At 67.9% G+C, this 24221-nt stretch carries 22 protein-coding genes; 10 read left to right on the top strand and 12 right to left on the bottom strand.

Annotation, left to right across the window (positions count from 1 at the left end; all coding sequences use genetic code 11):
• Nucleotides 1-35: 35 nt before the first annotated feature.
• The 3 genes from dusB to phoU all read left to right on the top strand — a co-directional run bounded on the left by dusB (nucleotide 36) and on the right by phoU (nucleotide 4133).
• Complete coding sequence (gene dusB / locus JWS13_RS17695; protein WP_206006794.1) at nucleotides 36-1178, top strand: tRNA dihydrouridine synthase DusB; 1143 nt, start codon at nucleotides 36-38, stop codon at nucleotides 1176-1178.
• A 119-nt stretch (nucleotides 1179-1297) separates the two neighbouring features.
• Complete coding sequence (locus JWS13_RS17700) at nucleotides 1298-3352, top strand: LCP family protein (protein ID WP_206006795.1); 2055 nt, start codon at nucleotides 1298-1300, stop codon at nucleotides 3350-3352.
• A gap of 82 nt (nucleotides 3353-3434) precedes the next feature.
• Nucleotides 3435-4133 carry a phosphate signaling complex protein PhoU gene (gene phoU, locus JWS13_RS17705; RefSeq protein ID WP_206006796.1) on the top strand — a complete coding sequence of 233 codons (699 nt, stop codon included), beginning with the start codon at nucleotides 3435-3437 and terminating at the stop codon, nucleotides 4131-4133.
• Between the two features lie 142 nt (nucleotides 4134-4275).
• On the opposite strand, the gene pstB is transcribed toward phoU, so the two are convergent.
• The 6 genes from pstB to JWS13_RS17735 all read right to left on the bottom strand — a co-directional run bounded on the left by pstB (nucleotide 4276) and on the right by JWS13_RS17735 (nucleotide 10156).
• Nucleotides 4276-5052 (bottom strand): phosphate ABC transporter ATP-binding protein PstB, encoded by a 777-nt coding sequence (gene pstB / locus JWS13_RS17710; RefSeq protein WP_015888703.1) that lies wholly within the window; start codon nucleotides 5050-5052, stop codon nucleotides 4276-4278.
• Between the two features lie 43 nt (nucleotides 5053-5095).
• Nucleotides 5096-6004 (bottom strand): phosphate ABC transporter permease PstA, encoded by a 909-nt coding sequence (gene pstA / locus JWS13_RS17715; RefSeq protein ID WP_206006797.1) that lies wholly within the window; start codon nucleotides 6002-6004, stop codon nucleotides 5096-5098.
• A gap of 3 nt (nucleotides 6005-6007) precedes the next feature.
• Nucleotides 6008-7081, bottom strand: a complete 1074-nt coding sequence (pstC, locus tag JWS13_RS17720; protein WP_206006798.1) for a phosphate ABC transporter permease subunit PstC — start codon at nucleotides 7079-7081, stop codon at nucleotides 6008-6010.
• Between the two features lie 68 nt (nucleotides 7082-7149).
• Nucleotides 7150-8268, bottom strand: coding sequence for a phosphate ABC transporter substrate-binding protein PstS (pstS, locus tag JWS13_RS17725; protein WP_206006799.1), 1119 nt, complete (start codon nucleotides 8266-8268; stop codon nucleotides 7150-7152).
• Between the two features lie 215 nt (nucleotides 8269-8483).
• Entirely contained in the window at nucleotides 8484-9401 is a 918-nt protein-coding gene (mshD, locus tag JWS13_RS17730; RefSeq protein WP_206006800.1) for a mycothiol synthase, read from the bottom strand.
• On the bottom strand, nucleotides 9398-10156 hold the full coding sequence (locus tag JWS13_RS17735; RefSeq protein WP_124392601.1) for a winged helix-turn-helix transcriptional regulator: 759 nt from the start codon (nucleotides 10154-10156) through the stop codon (nucleotides 9398-9400). Before JWS13_RS17735 ends, mshD begins: the two co-directional genes overlap by 4 nt.
• 195 nt (nucleotides 10157-10351) lie before the next feature.
• On the opposite strand from JWS13_RS17735, the gene JWS13_RS17740 reads away from it, so the two are divergent.
• From JWS13_RS17740 to JWS13_RS17760, 5 genes are all read left to right on the top strand, one after another.
• Complete coding sequence (locus tag JWS13_RS17740) at nucleotides 10352-11131, top strand: LmeA family phospholipid-binding protein (RefSeq protein WP_124392600.1); 780 nt, start codon at nucleotides 10352-10354, stop codon at nucleotides 11129-11131.
• The gene (locus tag JWS13_RS17745; RefSeq protein ID WP_206006801.1) at nucleotides 11128-11601 is read left to right on the top strand and encodes a thioredoxin family protein; all 474 of its coding nucleotides are present in this window, start codon (nucleotides 11128-11130) and stop codon (nucleotides 11599-11601) included. The genes JWS13_RS17740 and JWS13_RS17745 overlap by 4 nt, the downstream gene beginning before the upstream one ends.
• 236 nt (nucleotides 11602-11837) lie before the next feature.
• Nucleotides 11838-12290: a DUF4395 domain-containing protein gene (locus JWS13_RS17750; RefSeq protein WP_206006802.1), complete on the top strand. Its 453-nt coding sequence runs from the start codon at nucleotides 11838-11840 to the stop codon at nucleotides 12288-12290.
• A 67-nt stretch (nucleotides 12291-12357) separates the two neighbouring features.
• On the top strand, nucleotides 12358-13194 hold the full coding sequence (locus JWS13_RS17755) for a sulfurtransferase (protein WP_206006803.1): 837 nt from the start codon (nucleotides 12358-12360) through the stop codon (nucleotides 13192-13194).
• 3 nt (nucleotides 13195-13197) lie between these two features.
• On the top strand, nucleotides 13198-13503 hold the full coding sequence (locus JWS13_RS17760) for a DUF1416 domain-containing protein (protein WP_072943045.1): 306 nt from the start codon (nucleotides 13198-13200) through the stop codon (nucleotides 13501-13503).
• Nucleotides 13504-13627: 124 nt separating this feature from the next.
• Here JWS13_RS17760 and JWS13_RS17765 read toward each other — a convergent pair whose 3' ends face one another.
• Nucleotides 13628-14899, bottom strand: coding sequence for a cutinase family protein (locus tag JWS13_RS17765; protein ID WP_206006804.1), 1272 nt, complete (start codon nucleotides 14897-14899; stop codon nucleotides 13628-13630).
• 242 nt (nucleotides 14900-15141) lie between these two features.
• On the opposite strand from JWS13_RS17765, the gene JWS13_RS17770 reads away from it, so the two are divergent.
• The gene (locus JWS13_RS17770) at nucleotides 15142-15864 is read left to right on the top strand and encodes a heme-binding beta-barrel domain-containing protein (RefSeq protein ID WP_420855009.1); all 723 of its coding nucleotides are present in this window, start codon (nucleotides 15142-15144) and stop codon (nucleotides 15862-15864) included.
• Nucleotides 15865-15951: 87 nt separating this feature from the next.
• Nucleotides 15952-17061, top strand: a complete 1110-nt coding sequence (locus JWS13_RS17775; RefSeq protein WP_206006805.1) for a type IV toxin-antitoxin system AbiEi family antitoxin domain-containing protein — start codon at nucleotides 15952-15954, stop codon at nucleotides 17059-17061.
• 243 nt (nucleotides 17062-17304) lie between these two features.
• On the opposite strand, the gene cydC is transcribed toward JWS13_RS17775, so the two are convergent.
• The 5 genes from cydC to JWS13_RS17800 all read right to left on the bottom strand — a co-directional run bounded on the left by cydC (nucleotide 17305) and on the right by JWS13_RS17800 (nucleotide 24209).
• Nucleotides 17305-18984 (bottom strand): thiol reductant ABC exporter subunit CydC, encoded by a 1680-nt coding sequence (gene cydC, locus JWS13_RS17780; protein WP_206006806.1) that lies wholly within the window; start codon nucleotides 18982-18984, stop codon nucleotides 17305-17307.
• Nucleotides 18974-20662, bottom strand: coding sequence for a thiol reductant ABC exporter subunit CydD (gene cydD / locus JWS13_RS17785; protein WP_206006807.1), 1689 nt, complete (start codon nucleotides 20660-20662; stop codon nucleotides 18974-18976). The genes cydC and cydD overlap by 11 nt, the downstream gene beginning before the upstream one ends.
• The gene (cydB, locus tag JWS13_RS17790; protein WP_206006808.1) at nucleotides 20659-21696 is read right to left on the bottom strand and encodes a cytochrome d ubiquinol oxidase subunit II; all 1038 of its coding nucleotides are present in this window, start codon (nucleotides 21694-21696) and stop codon (nucleotides 20659-20661) included. Before cydB ends, cydD begins: the two co-directional genes overlap by 4 nt.
• Nucleotides 21697-21706: 10 nt before the next feature.
• Nucleotides 21707-23203, bottom strand: coding sequence for a cytochrome ubiquinol oxidase subunit I (locus JWS13_RS17795; protein ID WP_206006809.1), 1497 nt, complete (start codon nucleotides 23201-23203; stop codon nucleotides 21707-21709).
• 133 nt (nucleotides 23204-23336) lie between these two features.
• Nucleotides 23337-24209 (bottom strand): aminodeoxychorismate lyase, encoded by an 873-nt coding sequence (locus JWS13_RS17800; protein ID WP_072943033.1) that lies wholly within the window; start codon nucleotides 24207-24209, stop codon nucleotides 23337-23339.
• Nucleotides 24210-24221: the final 12 nt, after the last annotated feature.

The raw sequence follows: 24221 nt of genomic DNA on the forward strand, positions 1-24221 counted from the left end.
CACAGTTTTTTCCAGCACTTTCCCAGAGGTCGTCAATGTCATCCCTTCGTATCGGATCGCTCGAGCTGCGCAGTCCGGTGGTTCTGGCCCCCATGGCCGGGATCACCAACGTCGCCTTCCGCACGCTGTGCCGTGAGCTCGAGACGGAGCGCGCGGGCAGCACGTCCGGCCTGTACGTCTGCGAGATGGTGACCGCGCGTGCGCTGGTCGAGCGGCAGCCCGCGACCCTGCACATGACGACGTTCGGCCCGACCGAGACGCCACGGTCGCTGCAGCTGTACACGGTCGACCCGGACACCACGTACGCCGCGGCCAAGATGATCGTGGACGAGAACATCGCCGACCACATCGACATGAACTTCGGCTGCCCCGTCCCCAAGGTGACCCGCAAGGGCGGCGGTGCGGCGCTGCCGTACAAGCGCACCCTGTTCGGCCGGATCGTCGCGGCGGCCGTGAAGGCCACCGAGGGCACCGACGTCCCGGTGACCGTCAAGTTCCGTGTCGGCATCGACGCCGAGCATCACACGCATCTCGACGCAGGCCGGATCGCCGCCGGCGAGGGTGCCGCCGCTGTCGCGCTGCACGCGCGTACCGCGTCGCAGCGGTACTCCGGCACGGCCGACTGGAACGAGATCGCCCGGCTCAAGGAGCACGTCACGGACGTGCCCGTCCTCGGGAACGGCGACATCTTCGCGGCCGAGGACGCGGCCCGCATGATGGAACAGACCGGGTGCGACGGCGTCGTCGTCGGACGCGGGTGCCTCGGCAGGCCGTGGCTGTTCGCGGAGCTGAGCGCGGCACTGAACGGAAAACCGCAGCCCACTCCGCCCAACCTCGGCGAGGTGGCCACGATCATCCGCAGGCACGCGGAACTCCTCGCCGATCACCACGGCGAGGACAAGGGCCTGCGTGAACTGCGCAAGCACGTGTCCTGGTACCTGCGGGGCTTCCCCGCCGGGTCCGAACTGCGGGTCGCGATGGCCCTCGTGAGCAAACTCACCGAACTCGACGACCTCCTCGTTCAGCTCGATCCGACCATCCCGTTCCCCAAGGACGCCGAGGGTCCGCGTGGGCGGCAGGGATCACCCGGCACGGTCGCGCTCCCCGAGGGGTGGCTCGACGACCCCGACGACTGCCTGGTGCCCGCCGGCGCCGACCTCATGCATTCTGGTGGTTAGCGGCACGAACGCGCGTCACCTCGCTACATGTGGGGAGCCTCGACGTTCGATAAGTACTATGGCTGGAATCCGTCGGGGCCGACGGAGGTCCGAGTCGGCGGAGAGGTCAGGTTGCATCGGTGGGTGATGATCACAGTGCGGACTCACCGACTCCCGAATCCCGCGCCCCCTGGGAACGTCCTCTAGCGGATCCCAGCTACCGGGAATCCCAGTCGGGGCGGCCGCGGCGACTCCCGCCCCGCCAGTCGCCTCCCGAACAGCGCCCTCCCGAACGGACCTCCTCCCCCGAGCATCGTGCGCCGGTGGAACGCACCGAACCGTCCCGCCACGACAGCGGCCGGATCGGCCGCCGGGCCGCGGGCGGGCCCACCGAAGGGCTCTCCGTCGCAGACCTCGTGAAGAAGGTCGCCGAGGACGAGAAGGTCGAGAAGGCCGCCGGGGACGAATCGAACGAGCCCCACGATCCGGAGAAAACGGAGATCATTCCCCCGATCGACGAGCGGCAGCCGCCGCCTCCCGGGGTTCCGCCACGTAAGACCCCTCCGGCGACCCCGCCGCCGGAGCCGCCGCAGAGCCCGCCCGAACCCGAGTGGGTCGCGGATTCCGCCGAGACCACCGCGGTACCGCAGGTGGTCGGCAACCCGAGCACCACGCGCCTGGCTCTCAACAAGACCCGTAAACGCAAGCGTCTCCGTGCAGTGGGACGCGCCGTCGTCGCGCTCGTGGCGGTGGTCGCGCTCGCCGGAACCGGCATCGTCTGGGGCTACCTCCGCTCCACCGAGGGCAAGTTCGACCAGATCGCGGCACTCGATACCGAGTCGACCGACATCGTCGACGCCGTCGGACAGACCGGTGACGAGACCTATCTCATCGTCGGCACCGACACCCGTGCCGGCGCCAGCGGCGAGGTGGGTGCCGGAACCATCGACGACGCCGAGGGCTCCCGCGCCGACACGGTGATGCTCGTCAACATCCCCGCCGACCGGAGCCGGGTGGTCGCGGTGTCGTTTCCCCGTGACCTCGACGTCGAACGGCCCGTCTGCAAGGGCTGGGACAACGACAGCGGCACTTACACCGACGAGACGTTCCCCGCCGCCGACGGCGACAAACTCAATGCCACCTACGCACTCGGCGGACCGAAGTGCCTGGTGAAGGTGATTCAGAAGATGTCGGGTCTGAAGATCGGCCACTTCGTCGGCATGGACTTCGCCGGCTTCGAGTCGATGGTCAACGAGATCGGCGGGGTCAAGGTCTGTACCACCCAGCCGCTCGAGGACGACGTTCTCGGCACCGTTCTGCCGCAGCCGGGCACCCAGATGCTCGACGGCAAGACCGCACTGAACTTCGTCCGCGCCAGACACGTAGAGGCGGAGGGCAACGGCGACTACGGCCGCATCAACCGGCAGCAGAGATTCCTCTCCGCCCTGCTGCGGGGCGCCCTGTCCAGTCAGGTGCTGCTCAATCCCGGCAAACTGAACGGTTTCATCAACGCGTTCACCCGCGACACGTTCGTGGAGAACATCGACACGAAGTCGCTGGTCACGCTCGGCCGCTCACTGCAGAACGTCGACGCGGGCGCCGTCACCTTCCTGACCGTCCCCACCGCGGGCACCACCGAGTGGGGCAACGAGATTCCCCGCACCGACGACATCAAGGCCATCTTCCGCGCGATCATCGACGACGAGGCGCTGCCCGGCGAGAAGCGGGCGGAACCCCTGCCCTCGTCCGCCCCCGAGCCGCAGGCCGCGCCCACCCCGCAGACGGTCCAGGCCGTCGACCCGTCCAGCGTGACCGTGCAGGTGTCGAACGCGTCGGGTGAGTCGGGGCTCGCCGCGACCGTCGCCGACTCCCTGGCCGCCGAGGGCTTCCAGATCTACAACGTCGGCAACTACACGGGCACCAGCAGCGAGACCGTCATCCGGTTCTCGCCGGGCCACGAGGCCGAGGCGGCGACCCTGGCGTCGTCGTTCCCGGGTGCGGTGCTCGAATCGACCACCGGACTCGGCACCGTCGTCGAGGTCGCGATCGGTTCGAGCTTCACCGGGACCGTGCGGACACCGAGCCCGATCGACACCCCGCTCAGCATGGCGGACGTGCGAATCGGCCAGCCGGAGGACGCGGAAATCCCCGCGGACCTGGCCGTTGTGAACGCGGGCGACACGTCCTGCGATTGACGTCCCGATCAGCGGCGTCGTTCACCCTGCGTTCACCGTGTGATCGTGACTTGGTTTCCCGTGCACCGTAGGCTGTGACCTCATGCGCGTGGCTTACAACGAACAAATGACCGAGCTTGCCGACCTGCTCGGTGAGATGGCGGGGCTTGCGGGGGTCGCCATGGAGCGAGCCACCCAGTCGCTGCTCCAGGCAGACCTCTCGCTCGCCGAGCAGGTCATCGGCGAGCACGACAAGATCACCGAGCTCAGCACCATCTGCGAGGAGCGGGCGTTCGCCCTCCTCGCCCTGCAGGCACCGGTCGCCGGCGACCTCCGCTCCGTCGTCAGCGGAATCCAGATCGTCGCCGACATCGACCGGATGGGTGCCCTGGCGCTCCACGTCGCCAAGATCGCGCGCCGCCGACATCCCAACCACGTACTCCCGGAAGAGGTCAACGGCTACTTCGCCGAGATGGGACGCATCGCCGTCTCCATCGGCGCCGCTGCCCGCGAGGTCCTCGAGACACGCGATCCCGAGCGTGCCGCGCGCCTGCGCGAAGAGGACGAGGCGATGGACGACCTCCACCGGCACCTGTTCACCGTGCTCATGGACCGCGAGTGGAAGCACGGCGTGGCCGCCGCGGTCGACGTCACCCTGCTCGGCCGCTTCTACGAGCGTTTCGCCGACCACGCCGTCGAGGTGGGCCGCCGGGTGATCTTCCTCGTCACCGGCAAGCTGCCCGACGACACCGAGACCGCCGTGAAAGACGCCGACAACCTCACCGCCTACCCGGAACTGTAAAACTCCCCCAACACTTTTCGCGCGAACGGGACGCTCGTACGGTCTGACCGTACGGGCGTCCCGTTCGTTCACCGGAAGTAGTCCCTACATACGCGAACGCCCCGGCCGAGGATCCGGCCGGGGCGTTCGCGGGTGGTGTGCGTTATCCGAAGCGGCCCGAGATGTAGTCCTCGGTGGCCTTCTGCGTCGGGTTGGAGAAGATCTTCTCGGTGTCGTCGATCTCGACGAGGCGTCCCGGCTTGCCGGTCGCCTCGAGGTTGAAGAACGCGGTCTGGTCACTCACACGCGCCGCCTGCTGCATGTTGTGGGTGACGATCACGATGGTGAAGTCCTTCTTCAACTCCGTGATGAGGTCCTCGATCGCGAGGGTCGAGATGGGGTCGAGCGCCGAGCAGGGCTCGTCCATCAGCAGGACGTCGGGCGAGACGGCGATGGCCCGGGCGATGCACAGACGCTGCTGCTGACCGCCGGAGAGTCCGCCACCGGGCTTGTCGAGACGGTCCTTGACCTCGTTCCACAGGTTGGCGCCGCGCAGCGACCGTTCGGCCACCTCGTCGAGACGCTTCTTGCTGCGCTCGCCCTGCAACTTGAGGCCGGCCACCACGTTGTCCTTGATCGACATCGTCGGGAACGGGTTGGGACGCTGGAACACCATGCCGATCGTCTTGCGGACGCCGACCGGGTCGATGCCGGAACCGTAGATGTCCTCACCGTCGAGGAGGATCGAACCCTCCACGCGCGCACCGGGAGTGACCTCGTGCATGCGGTTCAGTGAACGCAGCACGGTCGACTTGCCGCAACCGGACGGACCGATGAACGCGGTCACGTTCCGCGGGGGGACCGACAGCCCGACATCGGCGACGGCGTGGAACTTGCCGTAGTAGATGTTGACGTCCTTGAGATCCAGACGCTTGGCCATTACCGGCTCCCTACTGATTGATGTTCGAAATCGAGTGTATGTGTCACTTGCTGCGGACCTGTGAGAAGTGGCCGACGACCTTGGCCGCGATGTTGAGGACGGCGATGAGCAGGATCAGCGTCAGCGCCGCGCCCCAGATGCGGTTGGTACCGGCATCGGTCGGGTTGTTCATCTCGGCGACCATGACGCCGGGCAGGGTGCCCATCTCACCACCGAACAGGTTGAAGTTGATGAACGGTGCGTACCCCACCAGGATCAGCAGCGGAGCGGTCTCGCCCATCACGCGGGCCAGCGCCAGCATGACGCCGGTGATGATGCCCGGCAGCGCGGTGGGCAGCACGATCTTGGCGATCGTCTTCCACTTCGGAACACCCAGCGCGTACGACGCCTCGCGCAGGTCCTGCGGCACGATGCGGAGCATCTCCTCCGTGCTGCGGACGACGACGGGCACCATCAGCAGGACCAGGGCGAGCGCGACCGCGAACCCGGACTTCGGGAAACCGAACGTCGCGATCCACAGGGCGTAGATGAACAGGGCGGCCACGATCGACGGGACACCGCTGAGGATGTCGACCATGAACGTGGTCAGCTTCGCCAGCCGCGACTTCCGGTCGGCGTACTCGACGAGGTAGATCGCGACGAACAGTCCGAGCGGGATGGACAGCACCGCGCAGACGAGTCCCTGCAGGATCGTGCCGATCAGCGCGTGGTAGATACCGCCGCCCTCGGCCGACGACGTGAGTCCGCTGAGCGAGTGCGTGAACCAGGTGGCCGACGTCAGGGCGGGAATACCCCTGACGACAGCGGTGATCAGGACCCACACCAGCGGGACCAGGGCGACGAGCACTGCCAGCGTCACGAGAACAGTGGCGGTGATATCGGTGATGCGCCGCCGGGTTCCGACCCCCCGGAAGGTGGGTGCCTTGACCGGCTTGTCGAGTGTCGCGGTCATGGGTCAGTCCTTCTTTCCTGCGATCACGGCGCGGGCCGCGGCGTTCACGACGAACGTGAGTACGAAGAGCACCAGGCCTGCGGCGATGTACGCGCCGGCCTGGATGTTGTTGTTGAACTCCGCGTAGCCGAGGGCGATCTTGGACGCGATGGTGGCGCCGCCGTCGAACAGCGACCATCCGAAGGGCTGCGACGTGGTGCGCAGGATCAGGTACAGCGCCATGGTCTCGCCGAGGGCGCGGCCGAGGCCGAGCATCGAACCGCTGATGTAGCCGGACTTTCCGAACGGAATGATCGTGGTACGCACCACTTCCCACCGGGTGGCGCCCAGGGCGAGCGCCGCCTCGATCTGGGACGTCGGTGTCTGGACGAACACTTCGCGGGTCACGGCGGTGATGACGGGCAGGATCATGACGGCGAGGACGATGCCCGCCGTGAAGATGGTGCCGCCGCCGGTGATCGAACCGCTGCCCGTCGCGAACAGCGGGAACCAGCCGAGAGTCTCGTTGAGCCACATCGCAAGCGGCCTGATCGCCGGTGCGAACACCAGCAGACCCCACAGTCCGTAGACGATCGACGGCACCGCGGCCAGCAGGTCGATGACGTACGCCAGCGGACGCTTGAGCCAGTTCGGCGAGTATTCGGTGAGGAAGATCGCGATACCCAGCGCGACCGGCATCGCGAGGACGAGCGCGAACAGTGACACCAGGACCGTCACCTGGAAGAGGTCGAGCACACCGAACGCCATCGCGTTGATGTTCTGGGTGACCCATTCGCGGCTGGTGAGGAAGTTGACCTGGTTCCGGCTCAGCGCGGGAACGGCACGCCAGACGAGGAAGATGCCGATCGCGGCGATGAGGATGGAGATGAAGATCGCCGACGTGGTCGCGAGGGACTTGAAGATCCGGTCCCCCGGCCTCGAGACGGCCTTGCCGCGAGGTGAATCTGTCGGGGTCGGGGTTTCGGCCTTGGTGGAACTCAACTCGGCCTCCGGGGTGCCGTTCGGACCGCCCACCCCGGCCCCGCCTGACGCGGAGCCGGAGGCGCGAGGTGCTGATTCGGTGTGCGCTTCACTCATCTGCGCTCCCAATCTTTCATCGTCAGAATATCGAGTCATGGGCGGGTCCGAACGACTTACCGTGTGAATCAGCCGATTGCGGCGACCGACGCGTTCAGCTTCTCCTTCATGGAGTCGGGCAGCGGCACGTAGCCCTGCTCGGCCAGGTTGTCCTGGCCCTCGTTGGCGGCGCTGGTCAGGAACGACTTGACCGCCGCGGAGGTGTCGGCGTCGTAGCCCTTCGAGCACACGATCTCGTAGGTGGCGAGCACCAGCGGGTACGCGCCGGCTTCCTTGGTGCCGAAGATCGAGGCGAGGTCGAGCGTCAGATCGCCCTCACCCGCACCCTTGAACTGCGCACCCTCGATCGCCTTCGCCGCCGACTCGTCGGACAGGGCGACGGGGCCCGATCCGGTGTCGATCTGTGCTGCCGACAGCTTGTTCTGGTCCGCGTACGACTTCTCGACGTAGGTGATCGAGCCGGGGGCGGAGGCCACTGCCTGCGCGACGCCGGCCGAACCCTTGGCGCCCTCACCGATGCCGCCGGTGAAGTCGGAGCCCGCACCGGTGGTCCAGGCGCCGTTGGAGGCTGCCGTGAGGTACTGCTGGAAGTTGTCGGTGGTTCCCGAGGAGTCCGAGCGGATGATCGCGGTGATGTCCTGGTCCGGCAGGGTGGCGCCCGGGTTGAGGGCGGCGATGGCCGGGTCGTTCCACTTCTTGATTGTGCCGTTGAAGATCTTGGCGGTCACTTCACCGTTGAGCACCAGATCCTCGACGCCGTCGAGGTTGTAGGCCACGGCGACGGGTCCGAAGACGAGGGGAAGGTTCCACGCCTCGCCGCCGACGCAGCGGGCCTTGGCCTGCTCGGCCTGCTCTGCCTTGATCGCCGAGTCGGAGCCGGCGAAATCGATCTGGCCTGCGATGAACTGGGTGCGTCCGTCACCGGAACCGCTGGGGTTGTATGCCAGGTTGACGGTCTTGCCCTTTTCCTGGCACACGGAGATGTAGGTGGAGACGAACTGGTCCATGGCGTTCTTCTGCGCCGAGGAACCGGCGGAGGAGAGGTTGGCCTTGCCCTCGCACGTTGCGTTCGAGGCGGCTGCGTCGACGCCGCTCGACGCGGTGTTGTTGTCGCTGCCACACGCGGCCAAGGTCATGGCACCCAGGGCCACTGCACCGAGCAGGGCGCCACTGCGCTTGAGATTCACCTAGTCCTCCGGAAATACCGTCTCGCCCTCGATCGGGCGGCGACATGAGGCGCGGACCGGGAGGATCCTGCACCAGGCAGCACGGCGCTGCCCACGGAGAAACCTAGGGGTAGCTAATGTCCAGTTGGACCACGATCGGTGAACGGAAAGTGAACAGACCGCGCATTTGCCCATATTTCCGAGACGAACGACGAGTGCCGAAGTAGAGGAGCACCTCAGGCTCGCGCGTACGCGACGTCGGTGTGGAACCGCTCGAACCCGAGCCGGTCGTAGGTGTGCAGCGCCGACGCGTTGTCGCCCTCGACGTAGAGCAGCACCGCACCGAGCCCGCGGTCACGCAGGTAGTGCAGCCCGGCGAGTGTGAGCAACCGGCCTAGACCGCGCCCCTGGGCGTCGGGTCCGATGGCCACCACGTAGACCTCACCGATGGCAGGCTCGTCGCCCTGCTGCGGGTGCACCTTAGTCCAGTGGAATCCGAGCAGCCGCTTCTCGTCCGATGTGGCGAACGCCATGAACAGTCCCGCCGGATCGAACCAGGCCTCCGCGCGGCGTTCGGCCATTTCCCGTTCGGTCCACGACCCCTGCTCGGGATGCCAGGCGAAGGCGGCAGCATTGACCCGCAGCACCTCGGGATCGTCCTCGACGCCCCGATATACGCGAAGCGAAATATCTTCCGGCACAACGATTTCTGGAAGTTCCGCGCCCTCGAGCGGACGCCGGAGCTGCAGCAGTTCGCGTGCACCGCTCAGCCCGAGGCGGTGCGCCACCGCCTGCGCGGCAGGCAGGTTGCCGTGCGCCCACACCCGGGTATCCGGACCACCCTCGGACAGGACCTCGGTGACCAGCCGGCTACCGATCCCCCGGCCGCGCGCCTCGGGATCGACCGCGAGTTCGGCCATCGCGGGGTGCTCGCCGTGCCCCGGCTGCAACTGCGCGTACCCGACGATCCGATCGGCGTCGGTCTCCACCAGATGACGCACACCGTCGCCACCGACGCCGGACACGGCGTGCACGCCCTGCTCCGACACGGGCGTGGCTCCGTCCGCTGCCGTCGCGCGGTCGAGCAGCGCGGACACGTCCGCGGCATGCTTGCCGTCGAGTCGATCGGTCCAGGACTGCACCGAAGCGCTCACTGGATCACAGGTCCTTCCGCGGATTCGAAATCTGCATCTTCGGCATCGAGGTCGTCGACCGGCGGCACCGGCGCACCCGACTTGCTGCGGGTGGGACGGACGGCCTTGTAACCGACGTTGCGGACTGTACCGATCAAGGATTCGTACTCGCTGCCCAGCTTGGCGCGCAGACGACGCACGTGGACGTCGACCGTGCGGGTACCACCGAAGAAGTCGTAGCCCCACACCTCCTGCAGCAACTGCGCGCGGGTGAAGACGCGACCCGCGTGCTGCGCCAGGTACTTGAGGAGTTCGAACTCCTTGTACGTGAGGTCGAGGGGGCGGCCACGCAGTCGGGCTGTGTACGTGCCCTCGTCGATGACCAGTTCGCCGAGCGTGATCTTGCCCGACGCCTCCGGGCTGGCGACGCCGCCGGAGCGTCCGACCAGCAGGCGGAGGCGGGCGTCCACCTCGGCCGGTCCGGTGCCCGGGAGCAGGATGTCGTCGAGACCCCAGTCGGAATTGACCGCCACCAGGCCACCCTCGGTGAGCACCGCCACCACGGGGACCGCGGAACCCGTACTGCCCAGCAGCCGGCAGAGGCCGCGGGCCGCCGCGAGATCGGTGCGCGCATCCACCAGGGCGATGTCGGCGGAGCTCGCTTCCAGGAGAGAGGACACCTCCGTCGGGGCAGGCCGCACCGAATGCGCCAGCAGGGCGAGGGCAGGCAGCACTGCCTCGGGGTTCGGGTCGGAGGTAAGAAGCAGTAGCTCCACACAGCCTCCCATCTCGTCGCCGTCGTACCCGGCCGGAAGACGGATCGTTCGTCCGCCGGTCCAGGTAGATCGACACTGAAGGTATCGACACTTTTGTCGGTGACAGAGTAGCGCGCCGCCGTCGAGGTCCGTCGCACCGAACCCCGGCAACCGGCGCGGAGGTTGCACCGGCACCGTGTCCGTCACAATGGGGCCGTGCGGAAACTCATCATCGGAATCGTCTTCCTCGTGGCACTCGGTCTCGTCGTCGACTTCGGTTCGGCGGCCTACGCGGAGTACCGGGTGTCGCGGGAACTGCGGGCGGGCGCGTCCCTCACCGCCGATCCCGAAGTGACGGTGCACGGCTTCCCGTTCCTCACCCAGGCATGGGACGGGAAGTACGAGAACATCGAGATCCGCGCCCAGGGAGTGCAGAGCGACGTGGTCGGTGAAGTGACGATCGAGTCCACCCTCCTGGGCGTGTCCGCGCCGCTGTCCGACCTCGTCGACGGCTCCGTGAAGAGCCTCCCGGTCGACCACCTCTCCGGCCGCATGCTCATCGACGCCACCGACCTCGGCCGCTTCCTCGACATCCCCGACCTGCAGGTTTCGGCCCCGCCGGCCAGCAAGTCGGACGGGACCGGCGGCTCGGGCGGCTCCGGAATGACGACCGCGGGCGGCGTCGTCCTCACCGGCACCGTGCCCGTCGGCCCCCTCGAAACCACCGTCAGCGTGCAGGCCGACCTCGTCCTCGACGGCGGTCAGGTGAAGATTGTCGCCAGCGACTTCTACTTCGGGCCCGAGGGCCACGCCGACTTCACCATCCCCGAACCCCTCGCCCCCGCGATCCTCGGTCTCTTCACCCGGACGATCGACCCCCAGGAATTGCCGTTCGGCGTCCAGCCGACGGAGGTGTACGCGGAGGGCTCCCAGATCGTCATCGAGGGCGTCGGCGACAACGTCACGATCGACCTGAACGAACTGCAGAGCCGATGACCGGAATCACACTGTTACTGATCGCACTGTTCGCGGCCCTCGCGTTCGGGCTCGTCTGGCAGCGCCGCCAGGGGAAGGTCCGGACCACCGGTGAGACGACCGCGGTCGTGACCGGCGAGCGACGCACGCTCCTCGAGGCAGCGGGCGTCGGGCCGGGTTCGGGGGACGGTCGACAGGCCACCGTTCTCCACTTCTCCGCCGACTGGTGCGGTCCCTGCGCGGCGGTGCGCAGGGTCGTCGGACAGGTCGTCGCGGACCTCGCCGACGAGCCGGAACCTCCCGTCGAGGTGGAAGTCGACATCGACGAGTATCCCGCTCTCGCCAAGGAACTCGGCGTTCTGTCGTTGCCGACGACGTTCATTCTCGACCCCGACCTGCAGCAACGCTTCCGGGTGTCCGGGGTGCCCGCGGCGGCCGACCTGAAGGCAGCGTTGGGACCCCTCACCCGGCCCCCGGCTTCAAATTCCTGAAGAACCGGGTAAACTCGTCGTCGTGCAATCCAGCCACGAGCTCATGCTCACCCGACGCCGCACGGTAGACCTGTGCCGCCTCGGGGCTTGTTGCTGTACCTGTTGCTGATCACCAGGGCTGTCGCTTTCTGCTGACACCGCGGACTCCGCGCACGTGATCGAAACCCGATGACGACGTCGTCCGTCGTTGCTCGGCGCCAGGCAAGCATTCAGGACTCAACGCAGGAGCACTTCTCATGTCCACAACACTCGAGGTCGAGCAGGTCGACGTTCGTGGCCCCCGGTTCGCCGCCTGGGTCACCACCGCAGTGCTCGTCGCCGTCCTCGTCGTGTCGACGTTCTCGCTGGTCGCAGCAGGAATTCTGCTGGCCCTGCAGGCGGTCGTCTTCGCGGCGGGCGCAGCCACCGGGCCGCGGCGCAGCCCGTACGGCCGGATCTTCGGCACCCTCGTCGCGCCGCGACTCGCTCCGGTGAGCGAACGCGAACCCGCCGCCCCGCTGCGGTTCGCACAGCTCGTCGGATTCGTCTTCGCCGCCGTCGGCACCGTCGGCTTCCTCACCGGCGCCGGCCTCGTCGGCGCCGTGGCCACCGCATTCGCCCTGTTCGCAGCGTTCCTCAACGCCGCATTCGGGTTCTGCCTCGGCTGCCAGATCTATCCACTCGTCGCACGCCTGAGGCCCGCGGCCTGAAAATTTCACACCCGGAACCACCGCACGATCCACCCGACACAAGTAAGAACACATCGAAAGGAACACCATGGCTCGCTCCGATGTCCTAGTCTCCGCCGACTGGGCTGAGCAGAACCTCAACGCCCCCAAGACCGTTTTCGTCGAGGTGGATGAGGACACCAGCGCATACGACGGCGGCCACATCGAAGGCGCCATCCGCCTCGACTGGCGGAAGGACCTGCAGGACGGGGTCCGTCGTGACTTCCTGAATCAGCAGCAGTTCTCCGACCTCCTGTCGGCCAAGGGTGTCGCCAACGACGACACCATCGTTCTCTACGGTGGCAACAACAACTGGTTCGCGGCGTACGCGTACTGGTACTTCAAGCTGTACGGCCACCAGGACGTCAAGCTGATCGACGGCGGCCGCAAGAAGTGGGAGCTCGACGGACGCCCCCTCGACAAGGAGACCGTGTCCCGCCCGGCCACCCAGTACAAGGCCGACGCACCCGACCTGACGATCCGCGCGTTCCGCGACGAGGTCATCGACGCCATCGGCAACAAGAACCTCGTCGACGTGCGTTCGCCCGACGAGTTCTCCGGCAAGATCCTCGCCCCCGCGCACCTGCCGCAGGAGCAGGCGCAGCAGCGTGGACACGTCCCCACGGCCATCAACATCCCGTGGAGCACCACCGCAAACGAGGACGGCACCTTCAAGTCGGACGACGACCTGGAGAAGCTGTACTCGGAGAAGGGCTACGACGAGTCGAAGCCCACCATCGCGTACTGCCGCATCGGCGAGCGCTCCAGCCACACCTGGTTCGTGCTCAAGGAGATCCTCGGCAAGTCCGATGTCAAGAACTACGACGGCAGCTGGGTCGAATACGGCTCACTCGTCGGCGCACCCATCGAGTTGGAGGTTCACTGAGCCATGTGTGGAGCACCTGTACAGACCCAGACCCTGCCCGCGGGCGTCGACGTCGAGAAGGAAACGGTCATCACCGGCCGCGTTCTCGCGGCTGACGGCCAGCCGATCGGTGGAGCGTTCGTGCGCCTCCTCGACGGCGGCGGAGAGTTCACCGCCGAGGTCGTCGCCTCGGGCACCGGAGACTTCCGCTTCTTCGCCGCTCCCGGCGACTGGACCGTGCGTGCACTGTCCAGCTCCGGCAACGGCACCGCCACGGTGAGCCCGACCAGCGCAGGCGTGCACAACGTCGACGTCACGGTCGGCGAGTAAGACTCAGCACTGTCAGGAAGGCCCCGCTCCGGTATCCGGAGCGGGGCCTTCTTCGTGCGTCTCCGCCGCCCGTGCGCCTTTCTGGTTGCTCCAGCTACCAGAAAGGCGCACGAGCGCGGAGCGCCTACTGCTGGTGCGCGAGCGCGGTGATCCAGTCGACGATCTTCTCGCTCTCCCAGTACCAGGGGTCGTTCGGATTGTTGTTCCAGTAGAAGAGGTGCTGGATGAAGCCCAGGAAGATGTACGGCTTGATCACGAGTTCGAAGATGTCCCGGTTGTCCTCGACGAACCCGGGGCCCTCTGCCGCGAGCTTCGCCTTCACGACGTCGGAACCGGGGCCCATCGCCCAGTTCAGCGCCTCGACCATCTGCTCCTGGGACACCTGCATGTTCCGGTCCGGTCCGTCCGGGTCGTAGGTCCGGTCGGCCACCTTGCGCAGGACGTCGAGGAAGGACTCGTCGGAGGCGAACCAGTCGTCGTGGGTGACGATGTGCACGATCGCCCGCGCCGCCATGTTCGTCACCGCGTTCGCGAAGTCGGAGACGGTCTGGCCGGGGTTCAGCAGGGTGAAGTGCAACTGTCCCAGCACCCCGAGCGCCAGCTCGAGGACGGCGATCTCCTGCGGCGCGTCGCACGCGATGTCGTAGGGGCGGCACGCGTAGGTGATCTTGCCTTCGAGGGCGCCGTAGTCGGCCGGCTCGGAAGACATGAATCCGCCTCCGGGAGGGCCCGGTTCGCCCAGTGACGGGGTGCCCGCCGGACGGTACGGGTCACCGATCAACGCGACACCGGCGATGTCGTCGGCGGTAACCAAAGCGTTGCTGTCCCGGTGTCCGAGTTCGCGCGCCACCCGTTCGGTCACCTCCGCGCCGACGCTGTATCCGAGCAGCACGTACTTGGTGTCGTCGCCGCACTTCGCCTTGTTCTCGTCGAGGATCCTGTTCATCGACGCCACCCCGGCAGCCATCGAATCCTGGTATGTCGGAACAGGTTGCAGCAGACCGAGACCGTACGTGGACGGGTAGGGAACGTACATCCACCCCACCGTCCCGGGCTCGTCCTTGTTCGCCTCGCCGGTCGGCACCGTCACGTTGCCCACCCAATTCGACCACAGTTGGCGGTTCTCGTCTGCCAGCGGGTTGCGGTCGGCCGTGGAGTCGGTGGCGCCGGACACCGCGACGATCATCACGTCGGGGCAGTCGGCGGCGTAGTTGTTCGGATCGACGCGGTCGGTGTCGCCGTTCCCCGAGCCGGCGCTTCCCGACCCTGCGCTGCCGGAGTCCGGGGCCGCGGCGGCCAGACCGGGAGCGCCGAACGCGGACACGGTGAGCAGCAGCACCGTCGCCGTGATCGCGGCTCGCGCCAGGCCGGGGAGGGCAGGACTGGATCGAAGCATGGGACCTCCGGGAGGAGCGGGAGACGAGACGACGGCATGAGGATATCCGGAACCGACCGGGTGGTCGCCTTCAGAAAACCGTAGCCGCAGAGACGGTAAGCCGCCTCCCGTTTCGACCGTTCGACGGGTTCGGTTTAGGATGTCACCGTGGTTATCTTCTTCGAGGTACTTCTTGTCCTTGCCGCCGTGTTGATCACGTGGTTCTCCCTCTACACGATCTACCGCCTGGTCACCGACGAGTCGTGAGTCAAACCCCGGACGCAGGCGCAGATCCGCCTTCCGAGCACCCGACTACGAGCGCACCCACTGGGGACTCCCCCACCGTGCGCCGTGGTAGCGGTGACGCAGCCGTCGCGGACGCCATCGAGCGTTCCAAGACGACGGCGTCGCGGAACATCCCGCAGCTTCCGGACCTTCCGCTGCCCGAGGACACCGCGAATCTGCGCCTCGGCCCGGATCTGAACAACGAACTCCTCGCGGTACTGCCGCTCGTGGGTGTCTGGCGCGGTGAAGGGGAAGGCCACGACCCCGACACCGGCGACTACCACTTCGGGCAGCAGATCATCGTCTCCCACAACGGTGGCAACTACCTCGAGTGGAAATCCCAGACCTGGGTTCTGGGCACCGACGGCGAGTACGTGCGCCCCGACCTCCACGAGACCGGTTTCTGGCGGATCAGCGGAGACGGCATTCCCGGCAGCACCAACGAGGAAGTCGTCGAACTCCTCCTCGCCCACAGCTCCGGCATCGTCGAACTGTTCTACGGCCGCGCCCTCACCCAGTCGTCGTGGGAACTCGCGACCGACGTCGTGATCCGCAGCACCTCCGGTGTTCTCGTCGGCGGCGCCAAGCGTCTCTACGGCATCGTCGAGGGCGGCGACCTCGCGTACGTCGAGGAACGCATCATCGCGGACGGGGAACTGCGACCCCACCTCTCCGCGCGGCTGTCCCGCTACGTTGGCTAGCGCCCCGTGAGTACTTATTAACCGCGGGCGGTTAATAAGTACTCACGGGGCGGGTTATCCACAACCTTCCGTTCATCCACAGGCCGGTTGAAATCGGCCCTTTCCGGGCGTTTCCTGTCGGCCTCGGTGCGCACCGTCGCGTCCATGACACCTGCGACGATCGACTTCAAGCCCGAGTTCCAGACAGTCCTCGACCACCAGCACGGCCTCGTCACGGCCCGCCAACTGCGCCGGCTGGGCATCTCGACCCGGCAAATTCAGCACATGGTGGAGTCCGGCCAGTGGTCGGCGGTGTTGCACGGTGTCTACGCCGTCACCAACGGACCCCTCGACCGGCCGATGATGCTGTGGGCAGCGCTGCTGTTCGGTGGTCCGCGCGCGATTCTCAGCCACCGGACGGCGGCCGAGGAGTGGGCGCTGGTGCCCGTCGACCCCGAGGGTCCGATCCACGTCACCGTGCCCTACGGATTGTCCGCCGAGCCCCAGGGACCGACGTATCGCAAGGTCGGACGGCGATCCGACCGTCTGGTTCCGCGCGAGGGCGATCTTCTCCACCCGGGGGTCGTGGTGCACCGGTCCCGGGCGCACGCCCACATCCTCGTCCCGACACTCCTGCCGCGAACGTCCCTGGCGGACACCGTCGTCGATCTGGCTGTCGAGGAGCCGTCGGCCCGGGGAGCGGCGCGGGTCCTCGTCGCGGCGGTCACCGGCAGCAGTGCGTCGGTCCACACTCTCCTTCGGCGGATCGAGCAGCGTCCGCCACGCAGATACCGCAGGGCACTGACCGACGCGCTGACGTTCGTCTCCAGCGGAGTCCAGTCGATCCTGGAGCACCGGTACGCCCTCGACGTCGAACTCGCCCACGGACTGCCGGCCGCCCGGCGACAGTCGCCTGTGCTCGTCGACGGGAAGACCCTGTACGAGGACGTGGACTACTCGGACAGCGGGGTTCCGCTCCTCGTGCGGCTGGACGGGCTGCGGTACCACTCGTCGCGGTCGGTGGCGCTGCGCGACCGGCGTCGCGGCAACGCGGCGGAACTCGCGGGGAAGGCGACGCTGGTGTACGGCTGGGAGGAGGTGACGCAACGCTCGTGTGAGGTCGCCGCCGAGGTGCGCACGGTGCTCGAGCGGGGCGGCTGGAGTGGGTCGAACCCGTGCCCGCGATGCCGTGAGTACTTGTTAACCGCCGGCGGTTAACAAGTACTCACGGGCGCGAAGCGCACAACGGCCCCCGAGCCTTCCGGTGCGTGTGCACCGGTCCCGATCTTGGACCAGACCGGGGGCTCGGGGGCCGGGTAGCTGCCTGGGATTCGCTCGCCGCTCGCGCGGTCAGTGAATTCCGTCAGCGGTAGCGGCTAGCTGGCAGCCACCTCACGTGTCCGTCTGTCATTCAATTTCAGACCACCTCCTTCCTCGTGTACTCAAGAACGTACGCCGCACTCACGGAGTCGGCAACGCATTTTCGCTCTCAGCTTTCTCCACCCGTATCACCAGGTCAGCGCTGGTATCCTGCGGAAGCTGGTGGGTGACCACCACGACGGTGCGCTGCGCTGACACCAGTCCGCCGTCGCGCGCGAGCAGTTTCCGCAGCAGGTCGGCGCCCGCGTCGGCGTCGAGGTGTTCGGTCGGTTCGTCCAGCAGCAGCACCCGGTCGGGCGACAGCAGCGCCCTGGCGAGGAGCAGCCGGCGACGCTGCCCGCCGGACACCGCCCGGGCACCGCCGGCGAGGGTGGTGTGCACCCCCTCCGGAAGCTCCGACACCCATCCTCCGAGGCCGACGGACTCCAGGACCGTCACCGCCTCCGCGGCGTCCAGGTCGCCGCGCGCGACGCGCAGGTTTTCGAGCACCGACGTGTCGAAGAGGTGCGCGTCCTCCGCGAAGAACCCGACGTTCCGGCGCAGCGCCCCGGACCTGATGCGGTGGACGTCGACGCCGTCGATCCGGACCCTCCCCGAGACTGGTGGCAGCAACCCGGCGAGGGTCATCAGGGTGGTCGTCTTCCCCGACCCACTGCCCCCGACGATCGCGACGCGGGCACCCGGCCGCAGGTCGAGGTCGAGCGGGGCCGTGACTTGCCCTCCGGGCCAGCCGCACCGCAGGTCCTTCGCGACCACTTCCGCCGGTCCGTCGAGGTCCCGGTCGCCGGGGTGCGGATCCGCGACGGCGGCGTCGAGCACAGCGAGGATCCGGCGGGACGCGATGCGGGCCCGGGTCAGCGCGACCGCTGCGGCGGGCAGTGCTGCCGTGGCCTCGAACGCGGACAGCGGCAGGAGCACGAGGATGCCCATCGCCATCGGGCTCATGGTCCCCGACGAGTACAGGTCCATGCCGATGAGCAGCGACGCGATGACGCTCACCCCCACTGCCAGCGGGGTGGCGGCGTCCGCGAACGCGCTGGGTGCGGCGGCGCGGTCTGTCGCCGAGACTGCGGCGTGCTCGGCGTCGACGGCCCGCGACACGGCGCGGTCGAGGCGACCGGCGACGCGCAGTTCCGCGGCGTGATCGAGGGCGGTGACGGCGTCCTCGCTGAACCGGGCGCGCGCCTCCGCCCCGGACGTCTCGGCGAGGCGGGCGGCTCGCGCGGACAGCCAGGGCGCCGCGACCCCCGACACCGCGAGCGCCACCGCGAGGACGAGCGCCGCGGCAGGCGAGATCACCGCGAGGATGCCGACGGCGGCCACGGCCAGGACGACGGCCACGGCGATCGGGATCAGCGCGCGGACCACGACGTCACCGAGCGTGTCGACGTCGGCCCCGGTGCGGGCGAGGAGTTCGCCGCGGCGCAGTCCGGCGGCGGCCGCGGGGTCCCCGTCGGCGAGCCGCTGGTACAGCCGGGTGCGGGCGGACGTGGTGCCGCGCAGCGCCGTGTCGTGGGTGGCCAGCCGCTCGAGGTAGCGGAAGACGCCGCGGGAGATGCCCAGGGCCCGCACCGCCACGACGGCCACGCTGAGGTCGAGGACGGGCGGCATCTGCCATGCCCTCGTGATCAACCAGGCCGACAGCGCCGCCAGCGCGAGCGCACTGCCCAGGGTGGCGACTCCGGCGGCGACGGCCCGCGCCACCCGTCCCGGTTTCAGGTCGAGTAGCGGCAGTGCTCGAATCAGCGGGTCACGCGACATCGGCGCTCACCTCGATCACCCGGTCGGCGGCCGCGAGCACGGTCGGCCGGTGCCCCACCACCACGACCGTCCGGCCCGCGTCGGCCAGGCTGCGCAGGGAATCGAGCACGGTCCGCTCCGATGCGTCGTCGAGGTGTGCGGTGGGTTCGTCGAGCACAAGGACCGGACGCCGAGTGGCCAGCACCCGGGTCAGGGCGAGCCGCTGCCGCTGTCCGAGCGACAGTCCCGTTCCCCCGGATCCGACGCGCGTGTTCCAGCCGTCCGGGAGTTCGGCGAGGACCTCGTCGAAACCCGTGGCTTCGCAAGCCTGTTCGAGGTCGACGACGTCGCCGAGGAGCCGGAGGTTCTCGCCCAAGGTGCCGGGAACGAGGACGGGGTGCTGCGGCAGCCACGCCACCTGCGCCCACCACGCGGACCGGTCGAGGGAATTCACGGGGACGCCCGCCACCCGCACCTGCCCGCCGTCGGGTTCGACGAGGCCGAGAAGTGCGTGCACCGCAGTCGATTTCCCGGCGCCGTTGGGTCCGGTCAGCACGGTCACCGCGCCGGGTTCGACGGTCCCGGACAGTCCGTGCGGCGCCAGGCCGTGTCGCGACGCGACGTCCACGTCGTCGAACTCGAGGCGCGTCCCGGTGGCGTCCACCACGATTGCGCCGTCGGAATCGACCGGCTCGTCGGCATCGATGACGGCGAAGGCCCTGCTCGCGGCGGCCATTCCGTCCTCCGCGGCGTGGAACTGGGTGCCGACCATCCGCAGCGGGAGGTACACCTCGGGCGCGAGGATCAGTGCCACGATCCCCGCTTCGAGTCCCATGCCGCCGTAGACGAGTCGGAGGCCGATGCTCACGGCGACGAGCGCGACGCACAGAGTGGCCAGGAGTTCGAGCACCATCGACGACAGGAACGCCACCCGCAGCGCCGACATCGTGGTGCGGCGGTGCGCGTCGCCGAGTTCGCGTACCCGCGTCGCCGGCCCCTGTTCGCGGCCGAGTGCGCGGAGTGTGGGTAGACCGGCCAGCAGGTCGAGCAGTTGCGAGGACAGTGTGGTCATCGCGGTCAGCGTCTTGGCGGCCTTGCCCCGGGTGAGTAGGCCGATGAGGATCATGAAGACCGGGATGAGCGGCAGCGTGACGAAGATGATGGCCGCCGAGGTCAGATCCTGGAATGCGATGACCACCAACGTCGCCGGAGTGAGCGTGCCCGCGAGGACCAGGGCGGGGAGGTACCCGGTGAGGTACGGCACGAGTCCGTCGATGCCGCGGGTGAGCACGGTCGCGATCTCGTCCCGCCGCGGATCGAGTGCGCGCGGCCGCATCCGGGTCGCGACACCGAGCACCTCGCCCTTCAGTTCCGCCACGACCCGGGAGGCGGACCGGTGTGCGAACCGGGACTGCGTCCAGGTGCCGAGGACCCGGATCCCCACCGCGGCCGCGAGGACCGTCAATTCGGTGGACCACCGACCGAGGTCGGTGGCGTCGTCGACGATGACGCCACCGAGCACCCGGCCGATCATGAGCGCCGACACGATGACCATCGCGACGTTGACGATCGACAGTCCGACCGTGAGGACGAGATACCCGCGGGCCGCCGCCGAGTACCGCCACAGGCGGGGATCGACGGGGCGCCGGGAACCGCGCTCCCCGGCGGGGCGGGGTGCGTCGCCTACCGCTGTGCTCATCTGCGCTCGAGCGGGAGACCGATCGACGGCGGGATGTGCTTGGTCGAGATCCGTTGACGGAACACCCAGTACGTCCAGCCCTGGTAGATCAGCACCACCGGGGTGAGGAACGCGGCGGCCCACGTCATCACCTTCAGCGTGTACGGACTCGACGACGCGTTGTCGATGGTGAGGCTGTACGCGGCGTCCAGGGTGGACGGCATGACGTTGGGGAACAGCGAGCCGAACAGCAGGGCCACGGTGGCGATCACCGCGATCGAGGTGAGCGCGAACGCCCAGCCCTCACGTTCGGCGCGGGTGAGCGCGACCACCCCGAGGAGTGCGGCGGCGGCGATCGCGACGAGGATCCACGTCCAGCCCTTGCCGTGCGCCAACTGCGTCCACAGCACGAACGCGCCCGCCACCGGAACGGCCGGGATCGCCAGCCGCGACGCCAGTTCGACGGCGTCCGTGCGGACCTCGTCGGCCGTCTTGAGGGCGAGGAACACCGCGCCGTGCAGGGCGAACACGAGCGCCGTCGTCAGACCGCCCAGCAGCGCATAGGGATTGAGCAGATCGAGGAGGTTCGAGGTGACCTGCTTGTCGGCGTCGATGTCGACGCCGCGCACGATGTTCGCGAACGCGACACCCCACAGCACGGCTGGGACCCACGACCCGAAGACGATGCCCCAGTCGCACCGTCGGCGCCAGGTGTCGTCGTCGATCTTGCCGCGGTACTCGATGGCGCAGATCCGGACGATCAGCGCGACGAGGATGATCAGCAGCGGCAGATAGAAACCGGAGAACAAGGTGGCGTACCACTCGGGGAACGCCGCGAACAACGCGCCGCCGCCGGTGATCAGCCACACCTCGTTGCCGTCCCACACGGGGCCGATCGTGTTGAGCACCACCCGCCGTCGGGTGTCCCCGTTCGGGTCCTTGCGCCTGCCGAGCACCGGCATCAGCATGCCGACACCGAAATCGAAGCCCTCGAGGACGAAGTACCCGATGAAGAGCACCGCGATCAGGATGAACCACACTTCTTGAAGTCCCATGACCGTCCCCCTAGTACGCGAACGAGAGTTGCTCGGGCTTGCCCGGTTCTTCGGGCTCGTCGTGGTCGTCACCCGGTGGATGCGCGTCGTGTTCGAGCGGTCCCTCCACCGTGTAGCGGCGGATCAGCGTGAACCACACGACCGCCAGCGAGCCGTAGACCACCGTGAACGTGATGAGCGAGACCCAGACGGTCCACGGGGAGTGATTCGAGACGCCTTGGTCGACAGTCAGTCTGATCATGTCCACCCCGGTCGGGTTGGGCGCCACGACCCACGGTTGGCGGCCCATCTCGGTGAACACCCAGCCCGCGCTGTTTCCGAGGAACGGCGTCGGGATGACGAGGATGGACAGCCAGCCGTACCACTTCTTGTCCGGGACACGGCCGCCGCGGGTCATCCACAGGCCGACCACGGCGAGCAGCGCCGACCCTGCCGCCCAGCCGATCATCGCGCGGAACGTCCAGTAGGTGACGAACAGGTTGGGCTTGTAGTTGCCCGGGCCGTACATCTCCTCGTAGCGGGCCTGGATCTCGCTGACGCCCTCGACGGTGGAGTCGAAGCTGCCGTCCGCGAGGAACGAGGTGAGCCCGGGGATCTTGATGAGCTGGGTGATGCTGTCGCAGTTGTTCTGGGTGCCGACGGTGAGGATCGAGAAGTCGGCGCCGGTTTCGGTGTGGCACAGCGATTCGGCCGACGCCATCTTCATGGGTTGCTGTTCGAACATCAGCTTGCCCTGGATGTCGCCGGTGATCGCGAGTCCGACACCGGCGGCGACCATCACCCACAGCGCGAGGATCGTGACCGGACGGAACATCGTCCTGGCGGTCTCCTCGTGCTTCTTCGCGACCTCCGGTTCGGTGGCTTCCTTCGACTTGCGCATGCTGCGCACCATCCACCAGCCGCCGACGCCTGCGACGAACGTGCCCGCCGTGAGGAACGCTCCGGCGACGACGTGCGGGAAGGCCGCGAGGGCGGTGTTGTTGGTGAGCAGTTCCCAGATGCTGGTGAGTTCCGCGCGCCCGGTCTCGGGGTTGTAGACCGCGCCCACCGGGTGCTGCATGAACGAGTTCGCGGTGATGATGAAGTACGCGGACGCGTTGACACCGATCGCGACGAGCCAGATGGTGGCCAGGTGGACGAGCTTGGGCAGCCTGCCCCAGCCGAAGATCCACAGTCCGAGGAACGTCGACTCGAGGAAGAACGCCACCAGTCCCTCGAGGGCGAGGGGCGCGCCGAACACGTCGCCGACGAAGCGCGAGTACTCGCTCCAGTTCATGCCGAACTGGAACTCCTGCACGATGCCGGTGGCGACGCCGAGTGCGAAGTTGATCAGGAAGAGTTTCCCGAAGAACTTGGTGAGCCGATACCAGTGGTCCTTTCCGGTGACCACCCACATCGTCTGCATGACGGCGATCAGCGGGGCGAGCCCGATCGTCAGCGGTACGAGGATGAAGTGATAGACGGTGGTTATGCCGAACTGCCACCGGGAGACATCCAAGGCATCCATGGCTACTCCGAAACTGGGCCCGTAGGACAGGCTTCAGGGCCGGAGCGTGGGCTTCCGCCCGACCCTTGAAAACAACGTACTGCGGGGTCGTTTCCCCCGCAGGACTTTGCTACTACGAAATGTAGTAGACCTGTCAAGCCTCCGCGGACTCGGCTCCCGACGTCTCGACCGCGAGGTCGACCAGCTCCACGATCTCGTCGGCGAGGGGCGCGTCCGGCAGGGCGAGGCCGTCGATCTTGCGCACCCGCGCGGCCATGGTGATGCTGGAGATGAGCCAAACACCTTCCGCCGTAATGAGATCCGCGGGACGCAGCGCCGCGTACTCGCAGCGGAACCCCTTGCCCGACGCCACCTCGTAGAGGGCCTGCTGCGTGGTGCCCGGCAGAATTCCGTGCTCCGGCGGCGGCGTGAGGAGCGTCTTCTCGCGGGCGATGACCACCGTGGAACGTGGCCCTTCCAACACATTGCCCTCACTACTGACGAAGATCACATCGTCGGCTCCGAACGTGGCCGCGTACCGCAGGGCGGCCATGTTCGTGGCATACGACAAGGTCTTCGCCCCGAGCAGCTGCCACGGCGCGCTCGCCGACAGATCCACCGAATAGCCACGGGCCAATGTGAGTACCGACACCCCGTCGCGGCGCGCGTCCAGGATCCGGTCGGAGACCGGCCCGACGGTGACGAAGGCGGTCGCGTCGCCACCGGACTCCCGGCCGCGGCTGAGCACGAGGCGCATCGCGCCCTCCCGCTCGGACCCCCACTCCTCGACCGCCAACTCCAGCGCCAGCCGCCAGTCGTCGAGGTCCTGCACCGGCAGACCGAGGGCCCGCGCCGACGCGACCAGTCGAGTGAGGTGCGGCTCCACCTTCAGTGCGCGACCGCCGCGCACCAACAGCGTCTCGAAGACACCGTCGCCGCGCACCACCGCCAGATCGTCCGCATGCAGCAGCGGAGCGTCCGCGTCGCGCACCTCGTGGTCCAGTGTCACCAGCACTCGATCAGACATGAGACCCAGCCT

Source organism: Rhodococcus pseudokoreensis (assembly GCF_017068395.1).
In the GTDB taxonomy this organism is placed as follows: domain Bacteria; phylum Actinomycetota; class Actinomycetes; order Mycobacteriales; family Mycobacteriaceae; genus Rhodococcus_F; species Rhodococcus_F pseudokoreensis.

Bases quoted from the DNA above. Each gene is read 5' to 3' on its own strand.
- dusB (WP_206006794.1), top strand. From the start codon at position 36: ATGTCATCCCTTCGTATCGGATCGCTCGAGCTGCGCAGTCCGGTGGTT.
- phoU (WP_206006796.1), top strand. From the start codon at position 3,435: ATGCGCGTGGCTTACAACGAACAAATGACCGAGCTTGCCGACCTGCTC.
- pstB (WP_015888703.1), bottom strand. From the start codon at position 5,052: ATGGCCAAGCGTCTGGATCTCAAGGACGTCAACATCTACTACGGCAAG.
- pstA (WP_206006797.1), bottom strand. From the start codon at position 6,004: ATGACCGCGACACTCGACAAGCCGGTCAAGGCACCCACCTTCCGGGGG.
- pstC (WP_206006798.1), bottom strand. From the start codon at position 7,081: ATGAGTGAAGCGCACACCGAATCAGCACCTCGCGCCTCCGGCTCCGCG.
- JWS13_RS17745 (WP_206006801.1), top strand. From the start codon at position 11,128: ATGACCGGAATCACACTGTTACTGATCGCACTGTTCGCGGCCCTCGCG.
- JWS13_RS17750 (WP_206006802.1), top strand. From the start codon at position 11,838: ATGTCCACAACACTCGAGGTCGAGCAGGTCGACGTTCGTGGCCCCCGG.
- JWS13_RS17755 (WP_206006803.1), top strand. From the start codon at position 12,358: ATGGCTCGCTCCGATGTCCTAGTCTCCGCCGACTGGGCTGAGCAGAAC.
- JWS13_RS17760 (WP_072943045.1), top strand. From the start codon at position 13,198: ATGTGTGGAGCACCTGTACAGACCCAGACCCTGCCCGCGGGCGTCGAC.
- JWS13_RS17765 (WP_206006804.1), bottom strand. From the start codon at position 14,899: ATGCTTCGATCCAGTCCTGCCCTCCCCGGCCTGGCGCGAGCCGCGATC.
- cydC (WP_206006806.1), bottom strand. From the start codon at position 18,984: ATGTCGCGTGACCCGCTGATTCGAGCACTGCCGCTACTCGACCTGAAA.
- cydD (WP_206006807.1), bottom strand. From the start codon at position 20,662: ATGAGCACAGCGGTAGGCGACGCACCCCGCCCCGCCGGGGAGCGCGGT.
- cydB (WP_206006808.1), bottom strand. From the start codon at position 21,696: ATGGGACTTCAAGAAGTGTGGTTCATCCTGATCGCGGTGCTCTTCATC.
- JWS13_RS17795 (WP_206006809.1), bottom strand. From the start codon at position 23,203: ATGGATGCCTTGGATGTCTCCCGGTGGCAGTTCGGCATAACCACCGTC.
- JWS13_RS17800 (WP_072943033.1), bottom strand. From the start codon at position 24,209: ATGTCTGATCGAGTGCTGGTGACACTGGACCACGAGGTGCGCGACGCG.